Consider the following 21,636-nt stretch of genomic DNA (forward strand, 5'->3'; position numbering starts at 1 on the left):
GGGTCTAGGGCTCGACGATCTCGATCTGGCAGAACAGGTCGGCCCCGACTGCCTGGCGCATCTGGTCGAGCAGCTCATCCGGGACTGCCGCGTCCACCGTCAGCACCGAGAGCGCGTGGCCGGAGGCATCCGGATGCGCAACCTGCAGCCCTTCGATGTTGATTCCCGCGTCGCCGAGCTTCCTGGCGTAGATCGCGACGATTCCCGGGCGGTCCTGATAGCGCATGACGACGTGGTGACCGGCGATCGGCACCTCGATGTCGTACCCGTTGATCGCGACGATCTTCGGGACCATGCGGGTTCCAGCGAGGGTTCCGGCGACGCTGAGCGTCGTGCCATCCGACATCGTGCCGCGCAGCACCGTGAGGTTGCGGTACTGGGGGCTGTCGGCTTCCACGATCATGCGGGTCTCAATGCCGCGCTGGTCGGCGAACAGCGGCGCGTTGACGTACGAGACGTTCTCGCTGACGATATTCGTGAAGATGCCCTTGAGCGCCGCAAGCCGGTAGACGCTGACGTCGTAGGCGGCGAGTTCGCCACGAACCTCGATATCCAGCGAGGTCAGCGCGCTGTGGGTCAAGCCCGTGAAGTACTGGCCGAGCATTTCGACCAGTCCGATGCCGGGTCGCACAAACGGATCGATGACGCCACCGGCGACGTTGACGGCGTCGGGGACGAGGTCCCCCTCGAGCGCGAGCTTGACCGACTTCGCGACCGAGACGCCGGCCTTCTCCTGCGCCTCGTCGGTGGAGGCACCCAGGTGAGGCGTGCCGACGACGTTCGGCAGGGCGACGAGCTTGGCCGCAGCCGAGTCGGGCTTCGGCGGCTCGGCGGTGAAGACGTCGAGGCCGGCCCCGGCAATCTGGCCGGTGGTGAGCGCCTCCAGCAGAGCCTCCTCATCGAAGAGGCCGCCGCGGGCGACGTTGATGACGTACGCCGTGGGCTTCATCGCCGCAAGCTGCTCGGTGCTGATCATTCCGGTGGTCTCGGGAGTCTTCGGCATGTGCACCGTGAGGAAGTCGCTCTCGCGCACGACGTCGTCGAAGCTCAGCAGCTCGACACCCAACTGCTGAGCGCGAGCCGGCGTGACGTACGGGTCGTAGCCAACGAGACGCACGCCGAAGGCCCGCATCCGTTCGGCCACCAGCGCACCGATACGACCGAGCCCCAGGATGCCGACCGTCTTCTCGAACAGCTCAGCACCCGTGAACGAGCTGCGCTTCCACTGCCCCTGCGCAAGCGACGCGTGCGCGGCTGGGATGTGGCGGGCAAGGCTGAGGATGTGTCCGACAGTGAGCTCGGCCGCAGAGATGACGTTGGAGGTCGGCGCATTGACGACCATCACACCGGCAGCGGTCGCCGCCTTGATGTCGACGTTGTCGAGACCGACGCCCGCCCGGGCGATCACGCGCAGCTTCTGTGACGACGCGATGGCTTCGGCATCCATCTTCGTCGCCGAACGGATGAGGACCGCGTCGGCGTCGGCGAGAGCCGCCAGCAGCGCGGGCCGATCGGTGCCATCGACGTTCCGGACGTCGAAGTCGGGGCCGAGCGCCTCGATCGTGGCAGGGGACAGTTGTTCGGCGATCAGGACGACCGGTTTGGACACGGGTGGATCCTTCGGAGCAGATGCGTACGCGAACAAGCCGCACACGCAGGATGACGGGGACGCCGCGCCGCGCGCCATGACGGCGGGCCTTCGCCAGCCTATCGCGGGCGCAGCCGACGCCCCGACCAGATGACGAGCCGTTGGTCCCGCCGGCTCAGCTGCCCAGCAGTGATGCGCCGTAGACGGCGGCGTAGGCGATGACGTTCATCCAGAACACCGCCACGATGCCCAGGCCCGCGAGCATGATGAGCGCGAAAGCACCGGCGCGACGCTTCCAGCCGATCGCGAACGCGAGAGCGAACACGACGATCGGGAAGGCGATCGCCGTCAGCAGCAGCGCCCAGCCGCCGCCGTTTAGTCCGAGAGGCCCCGTGGCCTGCGAGATCAGAAATGCGACGGCGTTCCAGACGGCGTACGCGTAGAACAGGCCGAAGAACCCCGCGATCGTGGCGATGAGCCACACCGGGAGTGCGCTCCGGCGCTCGGTGACGGATGCTGTCGCCTGGGCCTCGGCGGCGCCGTTCGTGTCCTCGGTCACTGTCCGATCGCCCCCACCATGATGAACGGCCACGGCAGCACGAGCACAGCCCCCGCGGCAAGCAGCACAATCCGCACCCAGGACCTTCCGCCGCGGGTAAGCAGCAGCACGGTCACAAACCAGATGAGAGGCGTGAGAACAGCCAGCCACAGGCTCACCTGATAGGCCAGCGGCGCGACAAGGAACTCGGCGTACTGCTGCAGTCGCAGTCCGCCAATGATCCACCCGATGCTCTCCAGGGCGTACACGCCACCGAAGACACCGAGGATGATGAGAGCAGCGTTGCTGGCGGTGGCGGGCGCCGCATCCGATTCGCCCTCGGGGCTGTCATCCCCCGCCGTGGGAGCATCACCGTCGGGCGTGGTGGCACCTGACTCGGCATCCGACTGCGGCGCGGGAGCGGAAGACACTGCCTCGCTCCCCTTGCCGACCGCAACGTAGCCGGGGGCAGGGTTCGTCCCGTGTCGAGCGTGGGGTCGTCATCACCCCACGAGAGGGCGTCGTCGTCGCGGTCGGTGCTCACGAGTTCAGCCTACTCACGACCGAACCCACACGCCCCGGCGCGAACCCCCACGTCCGCGGGTGCGGAACGGGTGGGTTCGGGGCTGGAGGTGTGGGTTCGCTCGAAGCAGGGTGCGAGGATCAGCGCGCTGCCGAGCCCTCGACGTAGTCCGAGTCCTGCTGCTTCCACGAGAAGAGCGAACGCAGGTCCTTGCCGACGGCCTCGATCGGGTGCTTCGCGGCCTTCTCGCGCAGCTCGAGGAACTCGACGGCACCGTTGTCCTGGTCGGTGATGAAGCGCTCGGCGAACGCACCCGAGCGGATGTCGGCGAGGACTGCCGCCATGTTCTCCTTGACGTGCGGGTCGATCACGCGCGGGCCGGAGACATAGTCGCCGTACTCGGCGGTGTCGGAGACGCTCCAGCGCTGCTTGGCGATGCCGCCCTCCCACATGAGGTCGACGATGAGCTTGAGCTCGTGCAGCACCTCGAAGTAGGCGATCTCGGGCTGGTAGCCGGCCTCGGTCAGGGTCTCGAAACCGTACTGGATCAGCTGGGACACGCCGCCGCACAGCACAGCCTGCTCACCGAAGAGGTCGGTTTCGGTCTCTTCGGTGAAGGTCGTCTTGATGACGCCGGCGCGGGTGCCGCCGATCGCCTTCGCGTACGACTTCGCGAGTTCCCAGGCGCTGCCCGAGGCATCCTTCTCGACGGCGATGATGTCGGGGATGCCGCGACCGGCGACGTACTCGCGGCGGACGGTGTGACCCGGAGCCTTCGGGGCGACGAGGATGACGTCCACGCCCTCGGGAGCCTCGATGTAACCGAAGCGGATGTTGAAGCCGTGCGCGAATGCGAGGGTCTTGCCCGGAGTGAGGTTCGGCTTGATCTCGTTGTTGTAGATGCCGCGCTGGTGCTGGTCGGGCGCGAGGATCATGATGACGTCGGCCCACGCTGTCGCGTCGGCGACCGACTTGACCTCGAAGCCGTCTTCCTGAGCCTTCGGCGCGGACTTCGAGCCGTCCTTGAGCGCGATGACGACCTCGACGCCCGAGTCACGCAGGTTCTGTGCGTGGGCGTGGCCCTGCGAGCCGTAGCCGACGATGGCTACCTTCTTGCCCTGGATGAGGGCGAGGTCAGCATCCTGGTCGTAGATCATTTCGGCCATGGGGGTGTCTCTCCTTGACTGTGCGATTGTGGTCGTTTTCTCTCGCCGAGCCCGTTCAACGACCGGGAGCGGATCGGCGCGGTTGTGTCAGCCCCGCAGGACGCGCTCGGTGATGCTCTTGCCGCCGCGGCCGATCGCGAGCATGCCGGATTGAGCAAGCTCCTTGATGCCGAACGGCTCGATGGCACGCAGGAACGCCTCAACCTTGCCCTTGTCGCCGGTGATCTCGATCACCATCGCGTCGGGAGCGTAGTCCACGACGGAGGCGCGGAAGAGGTTGATGACTTCGAGCACGCTCGAACGACTCGCGTTGTCGGCGCGCACCTTCACGAGCATGTGCTCGCGCTGCACGGATGCCGCCGAGTCGAGCTCGACGATCTTGATGACGTTCACGAGCTTGTTCAGCTGCTTGGTCACCTGCTCGAGCGGGAGGCCCTCGACGTCGACGACCACCGTGATGCGGGACAGCCCCGGCACCTCGGTGACACCCACCGCGAGGGATTCGATGTTGAAGCCGCGACGGGCGAACAGACCCGCAACACGAGTCAGCAGACCGGGCTTGTCTTCAACGAGAAGGCTCAGCACGTGGCTTGTCATGGCTCAGTCCTCCTCGTCGAATGCCGGCGCGTGCTCACGCGCGTACTGGATCTCGCTGTTGCCGACGCCCTGCGGCACCATCGGCCACACCATGGCGTCAGCCGAGACGACGAAGTCGATGACGACGGGGCGATCATTCGTCTCGAGGGCGAGGCGGATCGCGTCGTCGATCTCTTCTTCCTTCTCGACACGGATCGCGAGGCATCCGTACGCCTCCGCCAGCTTCACGAAGTCGGGGACGCGCGCCGTGCCGTGACCGGTGTTCAGGTCGGTGTGCGAGTGACGCCCGTTGAAGAACAGGGTCTGCCACTGCCGCACCATCCCGAGCGACGAATTGTTGATGATCGCGACCTTGATCGGGATGTTGTTCAGGACGCAGGTGGCCAGCTCTTGATTGGTCATCTGGAAGCATCCGTCGCCGTCGATCGCCCAGACGACCCGATCGGGCTGAGCAACCTTCGCGCCCATCGCCGCGGGAACCGCGTAGCCCATCGTGCCGGCGCCGCCGGAGTTCAGCCAGGCGTTCGGGCGCTCGTACTTGATGAACTGCGCCGACCACATCTGGTGCTGTCCCACGCCCGCCGCGTACACGGCCTCGGGCCCGGTGAGCTCACCGATCCGCTGGATCACGTGCTGCGGGGCCAGAAGACCGTCGCTGGTGGGCGCGAAGCCGAGCGGGAACTCGCTGCGAAGACCCTTGAGGTACGCCCACCACTGCGTGGTGTCGGCGCGGCCCGCGTCAGCATTCGCGCGGAAAGCAGCATCCAGGTCGACGAGAACCTCGCGCAGATCCCCCACGATCGGCACATCGGCCGCGCGGATCTTCGAGATCTCGGCGGGGTCGATGTCGACGTGGATGACCTTCGCGTTCGGCGCGAAATGCGATGCCTTGCCGGTGACCCGGTCATCGAATCGGGCGCCGAGCGCGACGATGAGGTCGGACTCCTGCAGCGCGAGCACGGCGGGTACCGTCCCGTGCATGCCGGGCATGCCGAGGTTCTGCTCGTGTGAGTCGGGGAACGCGCCCCGCGCCATGAGCGTGGTGACCACGGGTGCGCCCGTCGCTTCGGCCAGCGCGAGGAGCTGCTCGGATGCCCGAGCACGGATGATCCCCCGCCGACATAGAGAACCGGCTTCTCAGCCGCGGCAATCAACTGCGCGGCTGCCTGAATCTGCTTGCCGTGAGCCTTGGTGACGGGCCGGTACCCCGGTAGGTCGATCTGCGGCGGCCAGACGAAGGGCGCCTCGGCCTGCTGCGCGTCCTTGGTGATGTCCACCAGCACCGGACCCGGGCGGCCCGTCGAGGCGATCTCGTAGGCGGCGGCGATCGCACCGGGGATGTCTTCGGCGCGCTTCACCAGGAAGGAGTGCTTCGTGATCGGCATCGTGATGCCCACGATGTCGGCCTCCTGGAACGCGTCGGTTCCCATGAGGCTCGAGAAGACCTGGCCGGTGATGCACAGCAGCGGCACGGAGTCCATGTAGGCATCCGCGATCGCGGTCACCAGGTTCGTTGCCCCGGGGCCCGAGGTCGCAATGGCGACGCCGACCTTGCCGGATGCTGCCGCATACCCCTCGGCTGCGTGGCCGGCACCCTGCTCGTGCCGGACGAGGATGTGACGAACCGCGTCATCGTCCATGAGCGGGTCGTAGACGGGCATGATCGCGCCGCCGGGCAGACCGAACACGTCGGTCACGCCCAGCAGGTCGAGCGAACGGACGACCGCCTCGGCTCCCGTCATCACAGGCGCCGAAGCGCTGCGAGCGGGCGGCCGGGGCACGGCCGTGGCGATGTCGGAAGACATGATGGATTCCTTGCGATGAGATCGAGAGTTGCGAGAGAGGAACGCCTAGTTCGTCGTCGCGCCTTCGGATGCCGAACGCACGAGTCGCGTGTACTTGGCGAGAACGCCACGGGTATAGCGCGGAGGAAGCGGTTCCCAGCCCTGGCGGCGGGAACTCAGCTCGGCTTCGTCGACGAGTAGGTCGAGAGAGCGAGCCGCGATATCGACCCGTATCAGATCACCATCGCGCACGAAGGCGATCGGACCTGCGTCCACCGCTTCGGGTGCTATGTGGCCGATGCACAGGCCGGTTGTGCCGCCCGAGAATCTGCCGTCTGTCAAGAGTAGTACATCTTTTCCGAGCCCAGCGCCCTTGATGGCGGCGGTGATCGCGAGCATTTCGCGCATTCCGGGTCCGCCCTTGGGGCCCTCGTAGCGGATGATGACGACATCGCCGGCCGAGACCTCGCCGGCCTCCAGGGCGTCCATCGCGGCACGCTCGCGCTCGAACACCCGGGCGGGGCCCTCGAAGACATCGCTGTCGAAGCCCGCAGACTTGACGACGGCACCCTCGGGCGCCATCGATCCGTGCAGGATCGTGATGCCGCCGGTCTCGTGGATGGGGTTGTCGAACCCGTGGATGACGGTGCCATCGACCGGGTCAGGGTTCAGGTCGGCGAGGTTCTCGGCGAGGGTCTTACCCGTGACCGTGAGCGCGTCGCCGTGCAGGAGGCCCTCATCGAGCATCGCCTTCATGACAACCGGGATACCGCCGTGGCGGTCGACGTCGTTCATGACGAACTGGCCGAACGGCTTCATGTCAGCGACGTGGGGAACCTTGTCGCCGATGCGGTTGAAGTCGTGGAGGCTGAGCTCGACATCCGCTTCCCGGGCGATCGCCAGAAGGTGCAGCACGACGTTCGTCGAACCGCCGAGTGCCATCGCGAGAGCGATCGCGTTCTCGAACGCTTCCTTGGTGAGGATGTCGCGGGTCGTGATGCCGAGCTTCAGGAGGTTCACGACAGCCTCGCCCGAGCGGTGGGCGAACGCGTCGCGGCGACGGTCGGCCGAGGGCGGAGCGGCGGAGCCGGGAAGGCTCAGGCCGAGCGCTTCGGCGACCGAGGCCATTGTGTTGGCGGTGTACATGCCGCCGCAGGCACCCTCGCCGGGGGCGAAGGCGCACTCGATGCGCTTGAGGTCGGCTTCGCTCATCCGGCCCGAGAGACACGCCCCGACGCCCTCGAAGGAGTCGATGATCGTGATGTCCTTCTCGGTGCCGTCCGAGAGCTTGACCCAGCCCGGGGCGATCGACCCGGCGTAGAGGAAGACGCTCGACAGGTCGAGGCGGGCGCTGGCCATCAGCATCCCGGGGATCGACTTGTCGCATCCAGCGAGGAGCACGGTGCCGTCGAGGCGCTCGGCCATGACGACGGTCTCGACGGAGTCAGCGATGACTTCGCGGGAGACGAGGGAGAAGTGCATCCCTCGTGTCCCATCGAGATGCCGTCGGAGACGGAGATCGTGCCGAACTGGAGCGGGTAGCCGCCACCGGAGTGCACACCCTCCTTCGCGCCCTGAGCGAGGCGGTCCAGGCTCAGGTTGCAGGGGGTGATCTCGTTCCAGCTCGAGGCGATGCCGATCTGGGGCTTGTCCCAGTCCTCGTCACCCATCCCGACCGCGCGGAGCATTCCGCGGGAGGTGGTGGCTTCGATGCCGTCGGTGACGACCCGGCTCCGAGGTTTGATGTCAATGGTGCTGTCGTGCGGGGCCATGTTCGCAGTCTATTCCTGCGCGTCGCGCCGCTGCTGCGCCAGGTCGGCCAAGGCCGCGGCCATCGCGGGGATGTTCGCGACGCTCACGCGCGCCGCCGTCTCACCATCTCCGACGTGGATGCCGAGGTCCTGCGACTGCAGGCTCCGCAGCGCATCCTCGTCGGTGGTGTCATCGCCCGCGAACAGCACCGCGTCAGCGGCGAACCGCTCGCGCAGCGCGGCAATCGCACTGTCTTTGCCCTCGTGGCGGAAGGCGTACTCGACGATCTTCTTGCCGGTCCGGCGGCGCCAGTCGGGCGCCAGGTCACCGACCATCTCGTCGACGGCGGCGGATGCGGCATCTCCCGCCTCGTCGGTGGCGTTGCGCGTGTGCACGCCGAAGCCGAAGGTCTTCGGCTCGATCCACACGCCCTCGTAGTCGGCGGCGATCTCCTCTGCGCGCGCACGCAGGAGGTCGCGCAGCCCGCGTTCGGAATCGTCCTCGGCCGGCTCGACCGCCCCCTCACCCGGGAACCAGTACTCGGCGCCGTGCGAGGCAGCAAGCGTGATCGGTGAGTCGTCGGTGTGCTCGGCGATGATCCGCAGGTCGACGAGGCTGCGGCCCGACACGAGAGCGACGACCGTCTGCGGCAAGGCCGCCAGGGCGTGCACGGCGTCGCGGGCTGCGGGCAGCATCCTCGCCGACATCGGGTCAACGACGTGCGGCGAGAGTGTGCCGTCGAAGTCGAGCGCAACCAACAGGGTGGGGACGCCGGCAACGGAGGCCAGCGCGTCGCGCACCTCGTCGGGGACAGCAGAAACGTGAGGGGCGTCGGGAGGTGTCATCTCCGGTGCTTTCGTCGTCGGGTGGACAGGGATCAGCGCTTCGCGGCAGCGAGGGCGTCAAGGAAGGAGCGGGACCAGTCGGTCACGTCGTGATCGAGAACCCGACGGCGCAGGGCCCGCATCCGCCGACCCTGCTCGCTCCCGGGCATCTCGGTGGCACGCATGATCGCGTCCTTCATGCCGCCGATGTCGTGGGGGTTGATCCGGATCGCGGAGCCCAGCTCATCGGCCGCGCCGGCGAATTCGCTCAGCAGCAGTACGCCGCGGTTGTCGATGCGGCTGGCGACATATTCCTTGGCGACGAGGTTCATGCCATCGCGCAGCGCCGTGACGAGCATGACGTCAGCGGCAAGATACAGCGCAACCATCTCTTCGCGGGGGAACGCCTGGTGCAGGTAGCGGATGGCGGTGTGGTCCATCGTGTCGAAGTCGCCGTTGATCCGGCCCACGGTCAGTTCGATCTCGTCGCGCAGCTGGATGTAGGCCTCCACGCGCTCGCGGCTGGGGCTGGCGACCTGCACGAGCGTTGCGTCCTCGACGGTGAGCTGCCCGTCTTCGAGGAGCTCACCGAAAGCCTTCAGGCGGTGGCGGATGCCCTTCGTGTAGTCGAGGCGGTCCACACCCAGCAAGACGGCCTTGGGGTTGCCGAGACCCTCACGGATCTCCTTGGCGCGCGCCTGGATCTCGGGTCGCTGCGCCATCTCGATGTACGACTCGGTGTCGATCGAGATCGGGAACGCCTTGGCCAGAACGTTGCGGTTCCCGCCGTCCTCGAGCGGAACGCTGATGCCCGAAGCCTTCGTCGTGTAGTGGAAAAGCCGTCGCACCGCGCGAGCGAAGTTGCCGGCATCCGCGACCCGCTGGAAGCCGACGACGTCGGCGCCCATGAGACCCTCGAGCACCTGGCGGCGCCACGGCAGCTGCGAGAACAGGCCGTATGCCGGGAACGGGATGTGGTGGAAGTAGCCGATCGTGAGGTCGGGCCGGAGCTTGCGCAGCAGCGCCGGAACGAGCTGCAGCTGGTAGTCCTGCACCCAGACCGTCGCACCCTCGGCTGCCGCTGCAGCGGATGCTTCGGCGAATCGTCGATTGACGTCGACATACGCATCCCACCAGACGCGCCGGTAGCGCGGGGCTGCGATCACATCGTGATAGAGCGGCCAGATCGTATCGTTGGAGAAGCCCTCGTAGTAGTTCTGCACCTCATCGGCGCTGAGGACCACGGGAACCAGATGCGTTCCCTCGAAGTCGAACGGTTCCAGCTCGAGCCCGGGCTTGCCCGGCCATCCCACCCAGGCTCCTTCGGTCTTGCGCATGACCGGCTCGAGCGCGGTCACGAGCCCTCCGGGAGAGCGCCGCCATCCTCCGTCGTCGTCTCGGTCCACAGGGAGGCGATTGGCAACGACGACGAAATCAGCTTGCGACACGCGAGCTCCTTCACGATGGCGGACGCGGGCCCCTCCAGGTTAGTCGCTCCGCGCGGCGGGCTGTCGGGGTGGACAGAGACGGTCGGATGTGTAGCGTGGACCGCATGGGCAAGTACCTCTTCGGCACCGGCATCATCGGAGCAGTCATCTCCGGCTTCTCGCTCCTGCGCGCGCTCCGGGAGGACACCTTCACGTGGCGCACCGCGCTGGCCTGGATCAACTGGGGCATCACCGTCGCTCTCGCGGTCGGCGCGATCATCGACATGCGGCGCATCGATCAGGGCAAGCCCGTTCCGGCGGACTCCCCCGCGGCGCGGCGACTCGAAGACTAGGCAGCGTCACCAGCTGAGAGGATGCTGCGCGAACGACATCCGCTCACCCGAGCACTCCCCGAGCGTGCTCAGCGCTTGAGGATGAGCGCGTCGCCCTGACCGCCGCCGCCACACAGCGCGACAGCTGCCGTACCGCCGCCCCGGTGGAGCAGTTCATACACCGTGTGCACGACGAGCCGGTTGCCCGAGGCACCGATCGGATGCCCGATCGCAATGCCGCCCCGTGAATGTTGACGACCTCGTCCGAGAGCCCGAGCTCTGCCTGGGACCGGGCGACAACCGCGCCGAAGGCCTCATTGATCTCAACGAAATCGAGATCTGAAGGAGCAATCCCCTCCCGCGCGCACGCCGCGGCAATGGCGCGGGCCGGCTGGGCGTGCAGCGTGTTGTCGGGGCCTGCGACCTGCCCCGCCGATCCGATCACGGCGAGCACCGGCCAGCCGTTCTCGTCGGCGTGCGACCGGCTCGTGACGATCACCGCTGAGGCGCCGTCGGAGATCTGGGACGAGTTGCCCGCCGTGATCGTGCCCTCTTTCGAGAAAGCCGGGCGAAGCGCCGCGAGCGTGTCCACGGTCGTCTCGGGACGGATGCCTTCGTCGCGGGTGACCAGCTTCGGGTCGCCCTTGCGCTGCGGAATCTCCACCGGAACGATCTCGTCGGCGAAGACGTCGGCCTCCCACGCGGCCGCGGCGCGCTGGTGGGAGCGGGCGGCCACGGCATCCTGATCCTCGCGGGTGACCGCGTAGCGGGCGTTGTGCCGCTCGGTCGACCCGCCCATGCTCTCCCGGTCGAACGCGTCGGTGAGCCCGTCGTGGGCCATGTGGTCGAGGACTTCGATCGATCCGTACGACCAACCCTCGCGAGAGCCCATGAGGAGATGCGGTGCCTGCGACATCGACTCCATGCCTGCCGCCACGACGACCCGCGCGTCGCCGAGGCGCACCATGCGGACGGCATCGATGACAGCTGTCAGGCCCGAGAGGCAGACCTTGTTGATCGAGGATGCGTGGACATCCCAGCCGATGCCGGCCCCGATCGCAGCCTGTCGTGCGGGGTTCTGTCCCGCGCCCGCGGGGAGGACCTGTCCTACCAGAACCGCGTCGACGGCCTCGGGTTCGATTCCCGCCTTCTCGAGCGCGCCGCGGATTGCGGCGCTGCCAAGCGCCGTGGAAGGCAGCGACGACAGCTGGCCCTTCAGGCGGCCCTGCGGGGTGCGCGCGGCACCGACGATGACGACATCCTCGTGGTTCATGCCTCCACCTTAAGGTCGCTCGAAACGGTGATCTCGGGCTCGGTCGCCGCGGCGACATCCTCGACGCTGACTCCCGGCGCAAGCTCCACCAGAACAAGGCCCTCGGGGGTCACATCGAGGACCGCGAGGTCGGTGATGATGCGGTCGACGACGCCTCTACCGGTCAGGGGCAGCGAGCATTCGGTGACGATCTTCGGGGTGCCGTCCTTGGCGACGTGCTCCATGAGCACGATCACCTTCGCCGCACCGTGCACGAGATCCATCGCTCCCCCGGGTCCCTTGACCATCTTTCCGGGGATCATCCAGTTGGCGAGGTCACCGGACGCCGATACCTGCATGGCACCGAGGATCGCCGCGTCGATCTTGCCGCCCCGGATCATCCCGAAGCTCGTCGCGGAGTCGAAGAAGGCAGCGCCAGGCAGCGTCGTCACGGTCTCCTTCCCGGCGTTGATGAGGTCGGGATCGACATCCGCCTCCAACGGATACGGACCGACGCCGAGGATGCCGTTCTCAGACTGCAGCACGACCGTCACGCCGTCGGGAACGTAGTTGGGCACGAGGGTCGGCAGTCCGATGCCGAGGTTGACGTAGGCGCCGTCGGAGAGTTCCTGGGCGGCGCGGGCAGCCATCTCGTTGCGGGTGAGTGCCATCTCAGGCTCCTTCCGGGGTGGTCACCGAGACGGTGCGACGCTCGATGCGCTTTTCGATGTCGGGACCGACCTCGACGATGCGGTGGACGTAGACGCCCGGCAGGTGAACGGCGTCCGGATCGATCTCGCCGGGTTCCACGAGCTCCTCCACCTGCACGATGCAGATGCGCCCCGCCATCGCCGCGAGGGGGTTGAAGTTGCGGGCAGCCTTGTTGAAGACCAGGTTGCCGTGGCGGTCTCCCCGCAGCGCGTGGACGAGCGCATAGTCGGTCACGATCGCTTCCTCGAGCACGTACTCACGCGCTCGCCCCGACACCTCGAATGTCCGAACGTCCTTGACCGGAGAGGCGACCGCGACGCCGCCCGCGCCGTCGTACCGGCGGGCAGGCCGCCCTCGGCGACCTGCGTTCCGACGCCGGTCTGGGTGTAGAAAGCCGCGATCCCGGCGCCGCCGGCGCGGAGCTTCTCGGCGAGGGTCCCCTGCGGCGTCAGCTCGAGCTCGAGCTCGCCCGAGAGGAACTGGCGCTCGAACTCCTTGTTCTCCCCCACGTACGACGAGGTCATCTTGCGGATGCGCTTGTCGGCGAGCAGGATACCCAGGCCCCAGTCATCCACCCCGCAGTTGTTGGACACGATCGACAGATCACCGACGCCGCGGGCGTGGAGCGCTTCGATCAGCGCCATCGGATTGCCCGAGAGGCCGAAGCCGCCGACGGCGAGGGTCGCACTCTCCGGGATGTCGGCCACGGCCGCCGCCGGCGACTCCCACGTCTTGTCGATCACGGATGAGCTCCTTTGGTCTGCCGGTTCTCTCTCGCGCCGCGCATCGGGGCGCGAGCGCACTCTCATCGTCGCTGCGGCACACGGGGTGACTCCAGCATCCGCTTGCGATGTGGACAGGATCCCGACTAGCGTCCACATCATGGACAGTGCTCGATCGGTGCCCGGAGCGCAGGCCATCGCCCGCGCGGCATCGCTGCTGCGCCTCGTGTCTGCCGGCGGCGCCACCGGCCTGACCGTTTCGGAGCTGGCTCGCCGCTCCGAGCTCACCCGCCCCACCACGCATCGACTCCTGACGGCCCTCCGCCACGAGGGCCTCGTTGACCAGGACGAAGCCCGAGGCACGTGGATGCCTGGTCCCGAGCTCTATCTCATGGGGGCAGCCGCGGCGTCGCGCTATGACATCACGAGTCTTGCCCGCGACATCGTGCGCTCCCTCGCGGTGCGGACAGAGGAGAGCGCCTTCCTGTCGGTGCGACGCGGCGACGAGACGGTGTGCCTGCTGCGCGAAGAGGGAAGCTTCCCCATCCGTTCCTTCGTCCTGTCGGAGGGCGTGCGATTTCCCCTGGGTGTGGCCTCGGCAGGACTCGCGATTCTCTCCTTCCTCCCAGACCACGATGTGGACGCCTACTTCGAACGGCATCCCGAACTACCCGAGCGGTGGGGCACCGCCCACGCTCCCGGACGCCTTCGCGGGCGCCTCCGCGAAACCCACGAGCGTGGATACGCGGTCAACCCCGGGCTGATCGTGGAGGGCAGCTTCGGGGTCGGGGCGGCAGTGTTCACGCGCGAAGGTCATCCGCAGTGGGCCCTGAGCCTCACGGGAGTCGAGTTCCGGTTCGGCCCCGACCGGCTCCCCGAACTCGGACGCATCCTGCTCGCCCACGCGCACCAGCTCACGACCCGCGTCTCTGCAGCCCGCGGCTGAGCCGAGCCGGGCAGACCGGAAGGCGCAGCTCGACGACCGGGCGCAGGTCAGGCGACGGGGTGCTGGTGTGCCACCACCGCGCGGATCGCGTCGCCGACGACGCGTGCACCGGGCCGGCTCATCACGATCGTGTAGTGATTGAGATCCCCGAGCCGCGTGTGTTCGACGCTCGGATACTCCGCCAAGATGCCCTCGAGGTACGGCGGCGCGTAGAGGCCGGGCTTCTCGTTCTGCAGCCCCCGCGGCACCGTGATCAGCGCTGTCGGGTGCTGAAGATCGGCGAGCGCCGCCGGCAACGACGATCCGGTGTTCATGTCGATCGTGTCTTCGACCGTCGTCTCGTAGCTCGTTGCGGGACGCAGCCGGCCGGATCCGTCCTCGACGAGGTCGTACGCGAAGTAGCTCTCGAGCTCCGGCGACCAGGCCTGCGTGAAGGCAGGATGGGGGCGCCAGAAGTCGAGGTAGTCATCGATGGAGGCGAACCGCATCGACAGCCGAGCAGCCGTGGGGCCGAGCACGTGCGCGACGACAGCGTCGGCATCCATCCCCGCCGGAACGTCGAGGGGCATCCCACCATCGATGAGCAGCAGGCTCTCGACCCGGGACGGATGCCGGTGGGCGAACACGACGGCCACGAAGGCTCCCATGGAGTGGCCGACGACGGGAATGCGCTCGATGCCGAGGTGATCGAGCACGGCGACCAGGTCATCGGCGTGGGCCGCAAGCCCCGCGGGTCCCGCCAGGTCGTTGCTGCGCCCGCGTCCGCGAAGATCGGGGGCGATGGCACGGATGCCGGGAAGCTCCTCGACCACGAACGGCCATGCCAGGTGAGAGGCGGTCACGCCGTGGATGAGCAGTACCTGTCCGGTCTGCGGAGCCACCGGGTCCCAGACGCCGACGTGCAGGTCTCCCCCGGGAACGGCGACGTCGTCGGTGCGATACGTGTGTGCGCTCATCGTGCGGTCCACCCACCGTCCATCGTGTAGGACGCGCCCGTGACCATCCCCGCCTTGTCGGACACAAGCCACCCGGCCAGGGAAGCCACCTCGTCCGACTCCACGAGCCGCTTGACGGCAGTCTCGGTGAGCATGATCTTCTCGACAACCTCGCTCTCGGGAATGCCGTGAACCTTGGCCTGGTCGGCGATCTGCTTCTCTACGAGCGGCGTTCGCACGTAGGCCGGATTGATGCAGTTGCTCGTGACCCCGTGCGGTCCGCCCTCGAGCGCCGTGACCTTCGACAGACCTTCCAGTCCGTGCTTGGCAGCGACGTAGGCCACCTTGAACGGGCTCGCGCGCAGCCCGTGGGCGCTCGAAATGTTGATGATCCGCCCCCACCCCTTCGCGTACATGTGCGGCAGGGCTGCGCGCACCAGCAGGAACGGCGATTCGAGCATCAGGCGCATCATCATCCGGTAGGTGCCGGGGTCGAACTCGGCGATGGGGCTCACGCGCTGGATGCCGGCGTTGTTGACCAGGATGTCGACCTCGAGGCTCAGGTCGTCGAGCGCCTCGGTGTCAGAGAGGTCCACGACCCACGCCTCGCCACCGATGTTCTCGGCAGCCGCATGCGCGGCATCGGCGTTGAGATCGGCGACGACGACGGTGGCGCCGCGCGAGGCGAACTCGGTAGCGCACGCCAGCCCGATGCCGCTCGCGCCACCCGTGACCAGTGCACGCCGACCCGCAAGATCCTGCTCGGTCATCGGTTCTCCTCCTTCTCGCTGCGCTCATGTGCTCGGGGAGCGAGCGCGTTGTCGATGAGCGTCGACATGGACGCCATCACCGCGGGGTCGAGCTCGGCAGGAGGTCGGCCCTCGGCATCGCGCTCCCACAGCAGGAAACGCATGCCGATGAGCTCTCCCATACCCATGAGCGCCCACGCCGTCACCTCGGGATCGAGGGCGCGGTCGACGTCCCCACTCCCCTGGGCTGCGCGTAGCCCCGCCTCGTAGCCTTCGACGATCCGGGTGTAGTGCAATCGCAGAATCTCGGGTGACACGAACTCTGCCTCGCGCACGACCCGGTAGAGCGCGGGGTGGGCGGCGGTGAACCGGAAGAACCCGGCGAACCCCGCGCGTTCGGCCTCGAGCCGGCTCGCGGCGCCCGCCATCGATTCCGACATCGAGTGCCGCACCCGACGGTTCAGATCGATCACGAGCGCCTCGAAGATCGTCTGTTTGCTGTCGAAGTACAGATAGAAGGTTCCCAGGCCAATACCAGCGCGCTCGGTGATCTTCACGATGGATGCCTCGTGGTAGCCCTGCTCGGCGAACACCGTTTCGGCGGCCTCGAGAAGCCGCTGCCGGGTGGCCTCCCCGCGCTTGGTCAGCGGGCGTCCCGTGGCCGACGAGACCGGAGCGAGGTCCTCGTCTTCAGCGGGAATGCTCATGGGACACCTCCTGAGCCGATGCCATGATCACGCGGGCGCGCTCACGCAGCCGCGATCGGGCGAGCTTGTCAATGGACGAACGCGGCAACCGCTCGACGACCTCGACGGCGACCGGGACCTTGAAGGCCGCGAGCGTGCGCCGCGCGTGCGCGATGATCTCGTCCGCTGAGACGAGCGCGCCAACGCGAACCGTGACGAACGCGACGCCCCGTTCGCCCCAGACCGGGTCGGGGACGCCGACCACGGCGGCCCCGGTGACCAGCGGGTGCAGACCCAGCGCGTGCTCGACCTCGGCGGGCGCGACGTTCTCTCCCCCGGAGATGAAGATGTCTTTGAGCCGGTCGACGACGGTGAAGACGCCGTCGCGATCGCGGTGGACGAGATCGCCGGTGCGCAGCCAGTCGCCGTGCATGGCCCGCGCCGTCGCATCCGGGTCGCCGAGGTATCCCGCGAAGACGCTGGGGCCTCGCACCCACAACTCGCCCGTCGCCTCTCCCCGAAGCGGCAGCAGCGTGTCGGGGTCAACGATCTGAACGCTGACGTGGGGGTATGGCCGACCGACCGCCCCTTCGTGACCCTCGGCGATGCCGTTCGGGCAGTGCAGCACATTGGGGCCGGCCTCGGTGAGGCCGTAGCCCTGAACCAACTCGATGCCCCGGTCCTGCCACGCGTCCCGGACCGCGCCGGGGAGGGTCGCCCCGCCCACCAGGGCGAGGCGGATCGAAGACAGGTCGCTCGTGTCCCAGCCGCGGGATTCAGCGAGCATCGCGTACTGCGTCGGCACTCCCATCATCGCCGTGACGCGGCGCTCGCGGATGAGCTGCAACACCCGCTCGGTGTCGAACGACCGCTCCAGCACGACCGTCGCTCCGCCCCACCACGCAAGCAGCGGCTGGCAGTTCCACGCGGCGACGTGGAACTGCGGCAGCACGCTGAGCACGACATCCCCCTCGCCCAGCGGCAGGGCGCGACCGAGGGCCAGGTTGTTCCAGAAGCAGTTCGCGTGGGTGAGGATGACGCCCTTGGGTGCCGCTTCGCTCCCCGACGTGTAGACGATCAGCAGAGGATCGTCGTCCCGGACAGCACGGGCCGGCTGCGGATCGCGAGCTGGCGGCACCGCGTTCTCGACGCCCGCGGTGCCGAGAAAGGCCAGCAGCGGCGGGTCCGCGAGTTCCCGCACGGCTTCGCCCGCGGCTACGGCGAACTCGTCATCCACGACCAGCAGCTGCGGATCGCTGCGGCCGAGCGTGTCGACGAGCTCTCGTGTGCTCTGGCGCCACGAGAGCGGAACGAACGCGGCACCGACCAACGCGCAGCCGAAGAAGAGCACGACGTGATCGATGGAATTGCCCGCGAGGGTCGCGATGCGCGATCCCGGGCCGAAACCCGCCTCCGCGAGGCGGTCGGCGAGTTCGCGAGCCCGCCGCGCAAGATCGGCGTAGTCGATGGTTACCCCGCGATCGTCGATCGCGACGCCATGCGGCGTGTGCGCGGCGCGCTCGATCAGCCACCGGCCGATCGTGTGCGACTCGTCTTGTACGTCGTTGCTCACGCTCGAACCTCCGAGGCACCGACCGCGTCGGCATCTGCCTCCGCGTCATCGATGCTCCGCAGACTATCGCGCACGTGGCGCTCGCCGTGTCGGCGACGCCACCACCCGTCGATCGTGCCGGCGATACCGCCGGGCAGGAACATGACGACGATGATGAACAAGGCGCCCAGCAGGAACAGCGGCTCGGACAGCGGGATGCGCAGGAAATCGGGGAGGGATTCGATGGCTTCGGATCCGGCAAGAACCGTCAGACGCTGATCGAGCAGCGTGTACAGCACGCCCCCGACGATCGCACCCCATCGGAATCCAGCACCGCCGAGCACGACCATGACCAGCACCGTGATGGTGAGATCGGCCGAGACAGAACGCGGCACCGTGCCGGATTGCAGCAACATGTACGCGACGCCGGCGAGGCTCGCGAGCACCGCCGCGATCACGAAGACGATGAGCCGCACCCGGTACGGCCGGAGCCCGAGGACGCGAACGCGCTGCTCGTTCTCGCGGGTGGCCCGCGCGAGGTGGCCGAGACGGGACGTGTCGACCCACAGGGTCACGAGGTACACGATCACCAGCACCGCGAGAGCGAACCAGTACAGGTTGCGGGTGTTGATCACGCCAACCAGGAAGTCGGGCACCTGCTCGGTATTGAGGCTCAGGCCCTCCTCACCGCCCGTGATCGCGGAGTTGCGACGCACGAGCACGGAGCCTGCCTGCGCGAAGGCGAGCGTGACCATCGCGAACGGGATTCCCGAGACGCGCATGGCGACAGCACCCGTGACGAAGGCGATGATCATCCCGCCGATGAGCGCGACGAACACACCCGGGAACAGGGGACTCCGAAGTGTTCGAGGGCGATACCCAAGCCGTAGGCGCCGGCGCCGAAGTAGAGCGCGTGGCCGAAGGAGAGCATCCCCGACGTGCCCAGCAGCAGGTTGTACGACAGCGCGAGGGATGCGAACACCATGCACAGCGAGAGCAGCGCGAGCGTGCCGGGTTGGTAGGTGGGCGTCGGGAGAATGCCCGGGATCGAGATGTTCAAGAGCGGCAGGACGGCCATGAAGATCACGAGCGCAACGCCGACAAGGGCCGGCCAGTATCGACGAATGCTCATGCCTTCCTCCCGAGGAGACCAGAGGGCCGCACGAGGAGGACGACCGCCAACAGGATGACGACGATGAAGTCGCCGGTGCCGCCGAGGTAGAAGTTCGCGAACTGCTGCAGCACCGCGACCAGCACGGATGCCACGGCAGCCCCCGTCAGCGATCCGAGGCCGCCGACCACCGTCACGATGAACGCGAAGATCAGCAGGGTCGAGCCCAGGTGCGCTGACACGAAGGTGGAGTAATGCATCGCCAGCACGCCGCCGATACCGGCAGCGGCCCCGCCGATCGCGAAGACCAGCGTGAAGGATCGGCGCACGTCGATCCCGAGTGCCGTCACCATCGAGCGGTTCTCGACGCCGGCGCGGATGATCATGCCGTACCGGGTCTTCTGCAAGAACAGCACGAGCGCTGCCAGCACGAGGGCGGCGGCAAGCATCAGCACCCAGTACACGTTGGGGATGCGGGCGCCGAGAATCTCGGTCGTCTCCTTGAGCCACGGCGGACCGGCGATCGGGATCGCGTCGGTTCCCCAGACTCCTTCGAACAGCGCAACGGCGGCGAAGGAGAGCCCGACCGTGACGAGGACCTGTTCGATGTGTCGCTCGTAGAGCGGTCGGATCAGGACGAGTTCGGTGAGGGTGGCGAACACTGCGCCGACGCCGGCGCCGACCAGGATCGAGACGAGGAACGACCACCAGGAATCCGTGCCGAGCGCCTGCGCGACCATCCATCCGAGGAAGGCGCTCAGGGTCAGGAAGGCCCCGTGGGCGAAGTTGAGAACGTGCATGAGCCCGTAGATCAGGCTCAGCCCCGATGCGACGAGGAAGTACAGGGCGCCGAGACCGACACCGGTCACGAGCGTCAGGATGATGGTGCTCACGAGTGGGCCTCCGGAGACGGTGCGGCGGTGTCGGCATCCGCGGGCCGCTCGGCGTGGACGCCGAGCAGACGCTGGGTGAGCTCCTCGTCGTCGAGGATCTCGCGGGCCGAGCCGACGTGGACGACACGACCGCTGTCGATGACGATCGCGTCGTGGGCAAGTCGCTTGACGACCTCGAGGTTCTGTTCGACCAGCAGGATCGGAACCGTCTTGGCCGCCTCTTCGAGGGCGTCCGCCACTTCGGTGACGATCTTGGGCGCGAGCCCCTTCGTCGGCTCGTCGACCAACAGCAGCTGGTTGTCGTTCATGAGCGCTCGAGCGACCGAAACCATCTGCTGCTGGCCGCCCGAAAGCGTGCCCGCCATCTGGTCGCGACGATTCACGAGGTCGGGGAAGAGCTCGGCGACGAACTCACGTCGCGGATTGCGCTGTCGCTCGGCCAACGCGAGGTTTTCGGCGACCGTGAGCTTGGCGAAGACTTCGCGATCCTCGGGGACGTACCCGACTCCGCGCTTCACGATCCGATGGGTGGGAAGAGCGTCGACGCGCTCCCCCGACAGGCGAACCTCGCCGCGGCGATGGATCAGGCCCAGGATGCCGCGCAACGTCGAGGTCTTGCCGACGCCGTTGCGTCCGAGAACCGCCGTGATTCCGGTGGCAGGGACAGAGAAGGTCACGCTTTCGACCACGGGCTGACCGCCGATCGAGCAACGCAGGTCGGTGACCTCAAGGATGGCGCTCATGCGGCGGTCCCCAGGTACGCGCTCTGCACGAGCGGGTTAGCCATGATCTCGGCGGGTGAGTCGAAGGCGATGATCGACCCGAAGTACATCACGGCGACCTTCTCCACGAGTCCCATGAGCACATCGATGTGGTGTTCGACCATGAGGACGGTGCAGCCGGTGCGCTCCTGGAGCTCGCGGATGTTGTCGACGAGCCCCGTGACGTCGCCCGAGGCGACACCGGCCATGGGCTCATCGAGCAGCACGATCTTCGAGTCCATCGCCAGGAGCACGGCGATCTCGAGCTTGCGCTTGTCGCCGTGAGAGATGTCGCCGGCTGGGGTGAGCAGCTTGTGCGTCAGGCCCACCTCGTCGAGGTTGTGCAAGGCGCGCTGCGTCGCGGCATCCTTCTTCGCACCACCCGCTCGGGAGGGGAAGTGGAAGAGGGAGTAGTCGCGACCGACCGCCACCTGCGCGGCCAGCCGGACGTTCTCGAGCACGCTCAGCTTGGGAAACAGGCTCGAGGTCTGGAACGTGCGCCCCAGTCCCGCCCGCGCCCGGGCGGGCACGGACATCGTCGTGATGTCTTCACCGTTCATCAAGACCCGACCTGCTGTGGGGGTCATGATGCCGGAGACGATGTTGAACAGCGTGGTCTTGCCCGCGCCGTTCGGCCCGATGACGCCGACCAGGGAACCCGGGGCGACATCGAGGTCGACATCCTTCAGAATTGTCGCGCCGCCGATCTGCAGCCCCAGGTTCTCCACCCGGAGGGCGGAGGGCGCGGGGGTGTGCGCGGGCGCGGACGGAACCGGATTGCTCATTG

The 21,636-nt window shown here is 67.6% G+C and carries 17 protein-coding genes and 5 pseudogenes; 2 read left to right on the forward strand and 20 right to left on the reverse strand.

Annotation, left to right across the window (positions count from 1 at the left end):
• Nucleotides 1-4: 4 nt before the first annotated feature.
• The 9 genes and pseudogenes from serA to IT882_RS09730 form a co-directional block, all read right to left on the reverse strand.
• Nucleotides 5-1,609 (reverse strand): phosphoglycerate dehydrogenase, encoded by a 1,605-nt coding sequence (serA, locus tag IT882_RS09690; protein WP_195691705.1) that lies wholly within the window; start codon nucleotides 1,607-1,609, stop codon nucleotides 5-7.
• Between the two features lie 154 nt (nucleotides 1,610-1,763).
• The gene (locus IT882_RS09695; protein WP_229382041.1) at nucleotides 1,764-2,147 is read right to left on the reverse strand and encodes a bacitracin resistance protein; all 384 of its coding nucleotides are present in this window, start codon (nucleotides 2,145-2,147) and stop codon (nucleotides 1,764-1,766) included.
• Nucleotides 2,144-2,557 (reverse strand): DNA polymerase III subunit gamma/tau, encoded by a 414-nt coding sequence (locus IT882_RS09700; RefSeq protein WP_229382042.1) that lies wholly within the window; start codon nucleotides 2,555-2,557, stop codon nucleotides 2,144-2,146. Before IT882_RS09700 ends, IT882_RS09695 begins: the two co-directional genes overlap by 4 nt.
• Before the next feature lie 232 nt (nucleotides 2,558-2,789).
• Nucleotides 2,790-3,815, reverse strand: a complete 1,026-nt coding sequence (gene ilvC / locus IT882_RS09705) for a ketol-acid reductoisomerase (RefSeq protein ID WP_195691706.1) — start codon at nucleotides 3,813-3,815, stop codon at nucleotides 2,790-2,792.
• Between the two features lie 87 nt (nucleotides 3,816-3,902).
• The gene (ilvN, locus tag IT882_RS09710) at nucleotides 3,903-4,412 is read right to left on the reverse strand and encodes an acetolactate synthase small subunit (RefSeq protein WP_195691707.1); all 510 of its coding nucleotides are present in this window, start codon (nucleotides 4,410-4,412) and stop codon (nucleotides 3,903-3,905) included.
• 3 nt (nucleotides 4,413-4,415) lie between these two features.
• Nucleotides 4,416-6,217: pseudogene (locus IT882_RS09715) on the reverse strand (acetolactate synthase large subunit).
• Nucleotides 6,218-6,262: 45 nt separating this feature from the next.
• Nucleotides 6,263-7,968, reverse strand: a pseudogene (ilvD, locus tag IT882_RS09720) (dihydroxy-acid dehydratase).
• A gap of 9 nt (nucleotides 7,969-7,977) precedes the next feature.
• Nucleotides 7,978-8,793, reverse strand: coding sequence for a trehalose-phosphatase (otsB, locus tag IT882_RS09725; RefSeq protein ID WP_195691708.1), 816 nt, complete (start codon nucleotides 8,791-8,793; stop codon nucleotides 7,978-7,980).
• 32 nt (nucleotides 8,794-8,825) lie between these two features.
• Nucleotides 8,826-10,220: an alpha,alpha-trehalose-phosphate synthase (UDP-forming) gene (locus IT882_RS09730; protein WP_195691709.1), complete on the reverse strand. Its 1,395-nt coding sequence runs from the start codon at nucleotides 10,218-10,220 to the stop codon at nucleotides 8,826-8,828.
• A 104-nt stretch (nucleotides 10,221-10,324) separates the two neighbouring features.
• Between IT882_RS09730 and IT882_RS09735 the strand changes: the two genes are divergently transcribed.
• Nucleotides 10,325-10,552 (forward strand): hypothetical protein, encoded by a 228-nt coding sequence (locus IT882_RS09735; RefSeq protein WP_195691710.1) that lies wholly within the window; start codon nucleotides 10,325-10,327, stop codon nucleotides 10,550-10,552.
• Between the two features lie 68 nt (nucleotides 10,553-10,620).
• On the opposite strand, the pseudogene IT882_RS09740 reads toward IT882_RS09735, so the two are convergent.
• The 3 genes and pseudogenes from IT882_RS09740 to IT882_RS09750 all read right to left on the reverse strand — a co-directional run bounded on the left by IT882_RS09740 (nucleotide 10,621) and on the right by IT882_RS09750 (nucleotide 13,237).
• A pseudogene (locus IT882_RS09740) lies at nucleotides 10,621-11,804 on the reverse strand (acetyl-CoA C-acetyltransferase).
• Complete coding sequence (locus IT882_RS09745) at nucleotides 11,801-12,454, reverse strand: CoA transferase subunit B (protein WP_195691711.1); 654 nt, start codon at nucleotides 12,452-12,454, stop codon at nucleotides 11,801-11,803. Before IT882_RS09745 ends, IT882_RS09740 begins: the two are co-directional and overlap by 4 nt.
• A gap of 1 nt (nucleotide 12,455) precedes the next feature.
• Nucleotides 12,456-13,237 (reverse strand): annotated as a pseudogene (locus IT882_RS09750) (CoA transferase subunit A).
• A 139-nt stretch (nucleotides 13,238-13,376) separates the two neighbouring features.
• On the opposite strand from IT882_RS09750, the gene IT882_RS09755 reads away from it, so the two are divergent.
• Complete coding sequence (locus tag IT882_RS09755; RefSeq protein ID WP_195691712.1) at nucleotides 13,377-14,162, forward strand: IclR family transcriptional regulator; 786 nt, start codon at nucleotides 13,377-13,379, stop codon at nucleotides 14,160-14,162.
• A 47-nt stretch (nucleotides 14,163-14,209) separates the two neighbouring features.
• Here the strand turns inward: IT882_RS09755 and IT882_RS09760 are convergent, their stop codons facing one another.
• From IT882_RS09760 to IT882_RS09795, 8 genes and pseudogenes are all read right to left on the reverse strand, one after another.
• The gene (locus IT882_RS09760) at nucleotides 14,210-15,118 is read right to left on the reverse strand and encodes an alpha/beta fold hydrolase (protein ID WP_195691713.1); all 909 of its coding nucleotides are present in this window, start codon (nucleotides 15,116-15,118) and stop codon (nucleotides 14,210-14,212) included.
• Complete coding sequence (locus tag IT882_RS09765) at nucleotides 15,115-15,867, reverse strand: 3-hydroxybutyrate dehydrogenase (protein ID WP_195691714.1); 753 nt, start codon at nucleotides 15,865-15,867, stop codon at nucleotides 15,115-15,117. The genes IT882_RS09760 and IT882_RS09765 overlap by 4 nt, the downstream gene beginning before the upstream one ends.
• On the reverse strand, nucleotides 15,864-16,553 hold the full coding sequence (locus IT882_RS09770; RefSeq protein WP_195691715.1) for a TetR/AcrR family transcriptional regulator: 690 nt from the start codon (nucleotides 16,551-16,553) through the stop codon (nucleotides 15,864-15,866). The genes IT882_RS09765 and IT882_RS09770 overlap by 4 nt, the downstream gene beginning before the upstream one ends.
• Nucleotides 16,537-18,105: a class I adenylate-forming enzyme family protein gene (locus IT882_RS09775; RefSeq protein ID WP_195691716.1), complete on the reverse strand. Its 1,569-nt coding sequence runs from the start codon at nucleotides 18,103-18,105 to the stop codon at nucleotides 16,537-16,539. The genes IT882_RS09770 and IT882_RS09775 overlap by 17 nt, the downstream gene beginning before the upstream one ends.
• Nucleotides 18,102-19,216, reverse strand: a pseudogene (locus tag IT882_RS09780) (branched-chain amino acid ABC transporter permease). The gene IT882_RS09775 and the pseudogene IT882_RS09780 overlap by 4 nt, the downstream one beginning before the upstream one ends.
• Nucleotides 19,213-20,088: a branched-chain amino acid ABC transporter permease gene (locus IT882_RS09785; protein ID WP_195691717.1), complete on the reverse strand. Its 876-nt coding sequence runs from the start codon at nucleotides 20,086-20,088 to the stop codon at nucleotides 19,213-19,215. The pseudogene IT882_RS09780 and the gene IT882_RS09785 overlap by 4 nt, the downstream one beginning before the upstream one ends.
• On the reverse strand, nucleotides 20,085-20,831 hold the full coding sequence (locus tag IT882_RS09790; protein WP_195691718.1) for an ABC transporter ATP-binding protein: 747 nt from the start codon (nucleotides 20,829-20,831) through the stop codon (nucleotides 20,085-20,087). The genes IT882_RS09785 and IT882_RS09790 overlap by 4 nt, the downstream gene beginning before the upstream one ends.
• Nucleotides 20,828-21,634 (reverse strand): ABC transporter ATP-binding protein, encoded by an 807-nt coding sequence (locus IT882_RS09795; protein ID WP_195691719.1) that lies wholly within the window; start codon nucleotides 21,632-21,634, stop codon nucleotides 20,828-20,830. The genes IT882_RS09790 and IT882_RS09795 overlap by 4 nt, the downstream gene beginning before the upstream one ends.
• Between the last annotated feature and the right edge of the window lie 2 nt (nucleotides 21,635-21,636).

It is taken from the genome of Microbacterium schleiferi, assembly GCF_015565955.1.
GTDB classification, from domain to species: domain Bacteria; phylum Actinomycetota; class Actinomycetes; order Actinomycetales; family Microbacteriaceae; genus Microbacterium; species Microbacterium schleiferi_A.